This is a genomic window from Allorhizocola rhizosphaerae (assembly GCF_003426775.1).
Classification (GTDB): Bacteria; Actinomycetota; Actinomycetes; order Mycobacteriales; family Micromonosporaceae; genus Allorhizocola; species Allorhizocola rhizosphaerae.
In genome coordinates, this window is sequence record NZ_QJUG01000363.1 from 1 (window position 1) to 5,066 (window position 5,066).

General features: G+C 68.9%; 5 protein-coding genes. All 5 read right to left on the bottom strand.

The features are described 5' to 3' along the window. Nucleotides 1-58 precede the first annotated feature (58 nt). Nucleotides 59-1,381 carry a serine hydrolase domain-containing protein gene (locus tag DM816_RS40015; RefSeq protein ID WP_246002674.1) on the bottom strand — a complete coding sequence of 441 codons (1,323 nt, stop codon included), beginning with the start codon at nucleotides 1,379-1,381 and terminating at the stop codon, nucleotides 59-61. A gap of 17 nt (nucleotides 1,382-1,398) precedes the next feature. Beyond that, nucleotides 1,399-1,740, bottom strand: coding sequence for a histidine triad nucleotide-binding protein (locus DM816_RS40020; RefSeq protein WP_425455338.1), 342 nt, complete (start codon nucleotides 1,738-1,740; stop codon nucleotides 1,399-1,401). A gap of 101 nt (nucleotides 1,741-1,841) precedes the next feature. Beyond that, a complete protein-coding gene (locus tag DM816_RS40025; protein ID WP_117215679.1) occupies nucleotides 1,842-2,534 on the bottom strand; it encodes a 16S rRNA (uracil(1498)-N(3))-methyltransferase in 693 nt (230 codons plus the stop codon). Then, nucleotides 2,534-3,667 (bottom strand): molecular chaperone DnaJ, encoded by a 1,134-nt coding sequence (gene dnaJ / locus DM816_RS40030; RefSeq protein WP_117215680.1) that lies wholly within the window; start codon nucleotides 3,665-3,667, stop codon nucleotides 2,534-2,536. The genes DM816_RS40025 and dnaJ overlap by 1 nt, the downstream gene beginning before the upstream one ends. Before the next feature lie 17 nt (nucleotides 3,668-3,684). Beyond that, nucleotides 3,685-4,698 carry a heat-inducible transcriptional repressor HrcA gene (hrcA, locus tag DM816_RS40035; protein ID WP_117215681.1) on the bottom strand — a complete coding sequence of 338 codons (1,014 nt, stop codon included), beginning with the start codon at nucleotides 4,696-4,698 and terminating at the stop codon, nucleotides 3,685-3,687. Nucleotides 4,699-5,066 lie beyond the last annotated feature (368 nt).

The window sequence follows — 5,066 nt, forward strand, 5'->3', positions numbered from 1 at the left end:
CGCTCTCGCCTCAGCCTCCGCCGCGATACCGCCCGGCCCGCGGGCCGATTGGACTCCTCTAGCCGCCGCCATGGCCGAAATTTACCCCGTCGAAAGTCTCCTGATACCTGGTGAACCGGTAAGTTGCCCAATGCATCCGGATCACCTCGCCCGAGTCGGCCCGCGTCACGCGCAGCAGCTCACCGGACTCCCGGCCGGAAACCGTGCGAAACACGTCGGTCTCACCCTCCACGGGCTCGAACACCGCCGGCGGCGCTCCGGACGTGTCACCGGCGTCCGAGGCGGTCAGCCGCCCGTTGGACCAGCGGAACACGTACTCGAAGCCCTCGCCCCACCAGCGCCCGAGCACGGTGCGCAGCTCGGCCGGTGCCGGCTCGCCCGGTACCCACGGTGGTATCTCCATCGGGTCGTCCGACAGCGACTCGTTGATCAGCCGATGCGACAGATCGAAGATCTCCGACGCCGTCCCCGAGGACGCCAGTACCGCCGCGCCCACGCCGCCCGGGTTGCCCTTCCCGCCGTGCCGTCCCGCCGCCGCGGCCAGGAAACCGGGCATCGCCCCGTTGTGCCCGACGTGGAGAGCGCGCTCGGCCTGCGGCCACAGCATGAGCCCGAGCCCGACGCCCATCGACCACAGCGCCTCGTCTCGCGGCGTGAGCGGCCAGCGCATCTCGGCGACGGTCGAGTGGGCGAGCACCCGCTGATCAGGATCAATGGCGAGCGGGTCGGCCAGGAACGCCGCCCAGGTCGCCATGTCGGCCGCCGTGCTCCACAGCTGCGCGGCCGGCGCGACCGCCCGGAAGTCGGTCGCCGGCTCGGGATGGGCGTGATCGGAGTACGTGTCGACCAGATAGCCGGTCGCGGCATTCGGTGGCGGCGCATACGACACCGAGTCGAGCCCGAGCGGCCGGCAGATCCGGTCGCGCACCAGGGGCCACCACTGCCCGCCGAGCACCTTCGCCGCCGCGTGCCCGAGCAGGGCATAGCCGAGGTTCGAATAGTGGAAGCGGCGCGACGGCGGGTGCACCGCCTCGGCGTGCGCCAGATCCTTGACCAAATCTGGCACATCAGGAGTGGCGAGCGTGTCCCACACGTCGCCGACGGGCTCGCGCTGCAGGCCGCCCGTATGCGACAGCAGCCGCCGGAACGTCATCGTGCCGTGTGCGGGCACATCCAGGTACTTGATAATGGGATCGTCAAGGTCTATCAATCCCGCGTCGCGGCATTGCATCACCAGCACGGCCGTGAACGTCTTGGTGATCGACCCGATCCGGAAGCTCTCGCCCGGCTCGCCGACCTGCAGTGTCCACATCGGACGATCAGTGCGGCGCAGGGCCACGCTCAGCGCGGGTATCCGGGCGTGCGCCTGAACCTGCCGCACCAACCTCTCCAGTGCGGTCACACCTCACCGAACCCGGTGCGGCCGCCGCCCAGCACATGTGCGTGCACGTGGAACACGGTCTGGCCCATCGCCGCCCCGGTGTTGAACACCAGCCGGAAGGTGTCGCGCACGCCCTCCTTCTCGGCGACGGCCGCGGCGGTCGCGAGCACGTCACCGGCCAGCGCCGGATCGGCCGCGCCCAGCTCGGCCACGTTGGCATAGTGCGCCTTCGGGATCACCAGCACGTGCACCGGCGCCTTCGGACTGATGTCGCGGAAGGCCAGCGTGTTCCCGGTCTCGTGAACCAGGGACGCAGGCAGGTCACCCGCGACAATCTTGCAAAACAGGCAGTCACTCACACCCGACATCGTATCCACACCCCTTTCGCGTCGATCATGAACTTGAGTCCATGTTCGACGGCGGGTCGCGACACCAACTTCATGATCAACCCAAGGGGCTGTCACCAGCGGCCGAGACGCGTCGCGAGCACCGCAAGAGCCGCAACGCCCGCCGTCGATGTGCGCAGCACATTGTCGCCCAGCCGCACGGTCGTCGCGCCCGCGCCGGCGAACAGGTCAAGCTCCCGCGCATCGATGCCCCCCTCCGGCCCGACCACCAGCACGATCTCGCCCGCCGCCGGAAGCTCCACAGTGGACAGCCGCGCCGTCGCCTCCTCATGCAGCACGAAGGTCGCTCGCTCGGCCAACGCTTTCGTCGAAACCGGCTCTCCCATGAAAGGCACCCAAGCCCGCCGCGCCTGCTTGCTGGCCTCACGCGCGGTCGTCGCCCACCTGTCGGCGCGCAGCCGCCCGATCGACCGCATGGCCTCCCAAGGCACGATCTCGTCGACGCCCACCTCGGTCATGGCCTGCACCGCGAGCTCGCTCCGGTCGCCCTTGGCAATCCCCTGCGCCACCACCAACCGCGGTTCCTGCAAGGGCACGAACTCCCGCTTGTGCACGGCGAGCTCCAACCGTCCCTTCGCGACGGACGTCACCGACGCGAAGGCGAGCCCGCCCAGCCCATCGCCGAGCATCAGCTCCTCGCCCACGCGCATGCGCTGCACATCGGCCGCGTGATGCCCCTCCGGTCCATCCAAGACAAACGTCTCGGACGCGGGCAGCACCGGCACGAGGAAAAGCGGAAGCGACATCAGTGCCCGTTGAACGCGTCCCGCATCCGGGAGAAGAACCCGCCCTGCTTCGACAGCTCGGCGACCTCCTCGCCCCGCATCCGCGCGAAATCGCGCAGCAACTGCTCCTGCGACGAGTCGAGCTTGGTCGGCGTGCGCACGTCGAGGTGCACGAACAGCTCGCCCCGCCCGGCGCCCCGCAGGTGCGGCACCCCCTTGCCGCGGATACGCAGCGTCGAGCCCGGCTGAGTGCCCGCCTTGACCTCCAGCTGCTCCTCGCTGTCCAAAGTTTTGATCGTGAGCCGCGTGCCCAGGGCCGCGGCCGTCATCGGCACGGTCACCTTGCAGTGCAGGTCGTCTCCCTTGCGCGCATACACATCGTGCGGCCGCTCGTGGATCTCGACATAGAGATCTCCCGACGGCCCGCCGCCCGGGCCGACCTCGCCCTGCCCGGCCAGCCGGATGCGCATGCCATCCTCGACCCCCGCCGGGATCTTCACGGTCAGGCTGCGCCGCGTGCGCACCCGCCCATCCCCGCCACACGTCGAGCACGGGTGCGGGATGGTCGTGCCATAACCGGCACACGTGCCGCACGGCCGCGACGAGACCACCTGGCCCAGGAAGGTGCGCTGCACCGACTGCACCTCGCCCCGCCCACCGCACGTCTCACAGGTCTGCGGGTGCGTGTTGGGTGCCGTGCCCGCGCCGGAACACGCCGTGCACAGGACGGCGGTGTCCACGGTGATCGGCGCCTCGACCCCGAACGCGGTCTCGACCAGATCGAGGTCGAGCCGCAGGATCGCGTCGGCCCCGGCGCGCGTGCGCGAACGCGGGCCGCGCGACGTCGCGCCGCCGAAGAACGCGTCCATGATGTCCTGGAAGCCCACGAACGGGCCGCCCGTGCCGGGGCCCATGCCGCCCGCGCCGGGCGACAGCGGGTCACCGCCGAGGTCGACGATCTGGCGCTTCTGGTCGTCGGACAGCACCTCGTAGGCCGCGTTGATGTCCTTGAACTTCTCCGCCGCCGCCGGGTCGGGGTTCACGTCGGGGTGATACTGGCGGGCCAGTTTGCGATAGGCACGCTTGATGTCATCGGCGGTGGCATCCCTGGGAACTCCCAGAATGCCGTAGTAGTCCTTGGCAGCCACTCTCATCCCTTTACCGCTCCGATTTAGTGCTGTGCTAGCAAGTCTCCGACATACCGGGCGACGGCCCGGACGGTCGCGATGGTGCTCGGGTAGTCCATGCGGGTCGGGCCGAGCACACCCAGCCCGCCGACGACGGTGCTGCCTGGACCGTACCCCGTGCTGACCACGGAGGTAGTCCTCAAATCGGCCACCTCGTTCTCGTCGCCGATGCGCACCCGGGTGCTGCCCGCCTGCACCTCGTCGAACAACTTGAGCAGGATGACTTCTTCCTCGAGCGCCTCAAGGATCGGCCGCAGCGATCCGGCCAGGTCAAGCGAGTTGAACCGGGCCAGGTTGGCCGTGCCGGCCAGGGCGACGCGCTCCTCGTGCCGCTCGACGAGGGTTTCCAGCAGCACCACGGCCACGGCGTTCGTCACCGGGTCGGACCGGTGCTCGACCAGCTCCTGCACCAGGGGCGGGGTGTCGACCAGCTTGATCCCGGCGAGCTTGTTGTTGATCGCGCCACGCAACTCCGTGATGTCCTCGACCGGGGTGGGCCCGGGCAGCTCGACGATGCGCTGCTCGACCCGCCCGGTGTCGGTGATCATGACCAGCAGCAGGCGGGTGGTGGACACCGGCACCAGCTCCAGGTGGCGCACTGCCGAGCGGGACAGCGACGGGTATTGCACGACCGCCACCTGGCGGGTCAGCTGCGCGAGCAGGCGCACCGAGCGGTGCACCACGTCGTCGAGGTCGACCGCGCCGATCAGGAACCGCTCGATCGCCCGGCGCTCGGCCGGCGAGAGCGGCTTGACCTTGGACAGGCGGTCGACGAACAGCCGGTAGCCCCGGTCGGTCGGGACCCGCCCGGCGGACGTGTGGGGCTGGCGGATGTAGCCCTCGTCTTCTAGCACGGCCATGTCGTTGCGCACGGTGGCCGGGGACACCCCGAGCGCGTGCCGCTCCACCAGCGCTCTGCTGCCCACAGGTTCCTGAGTTGCCACATAGTCCTCAACGATGGCGCGAAGCACTTCGAGCTTGCGATCGTCCAGAGCCATATGCACACCTCCCTGTTGGCACTCGAATGTAGCGAGTGCCAGTCTACGTGCCCACCCCCCTCTTCTGTTGATCATGAAGATAAATCCATGTTCGACCGCGGGCCGTCGCACAAACTCCACGGTCGGCTCCCGGTCGATGATCATGAAGTCACGGAGACGACACGCCGCCGAACATGGACATAAATTCATGATCAACCGATAAAAGGGCGTGAGAGGTGGGACTGTCACGGATTGGTCACGTGTGTTGACTGGCGGGATTTGATCGCTAGTCCTAGCCTGTCGGGCATGAGTGAACCCACCCCGCCGGGTGTGCCGCAGGAACCCCCAGCTTCGCCGCCTCCGGCCACACCACCTACGGCGCCGCCGAG

Coding starts and splice junctions, on each gene's coding strand:
- DM816_RS40025 (WP_117215679.1), bottom strand. CDS start 2,534: ATGTCGCTTCCGCTTTTCCTCGTGCCGGTGCTGCCCGCGTCCGAGACG.
- dnaJ (WP_117215680.1), bottom strand. CDS start 3,667: ATGAGAGTGGCTGCCAAGGACTACTACGGCATTCTGGGAGTTCCCAGG.
- hrcA (WP_117215681.1), bottom strand. CDS start 4,698: ATGGCTCTGGACGATCGCAAGCTCGAAGTGCTTCGCGCCATCGTTGAG.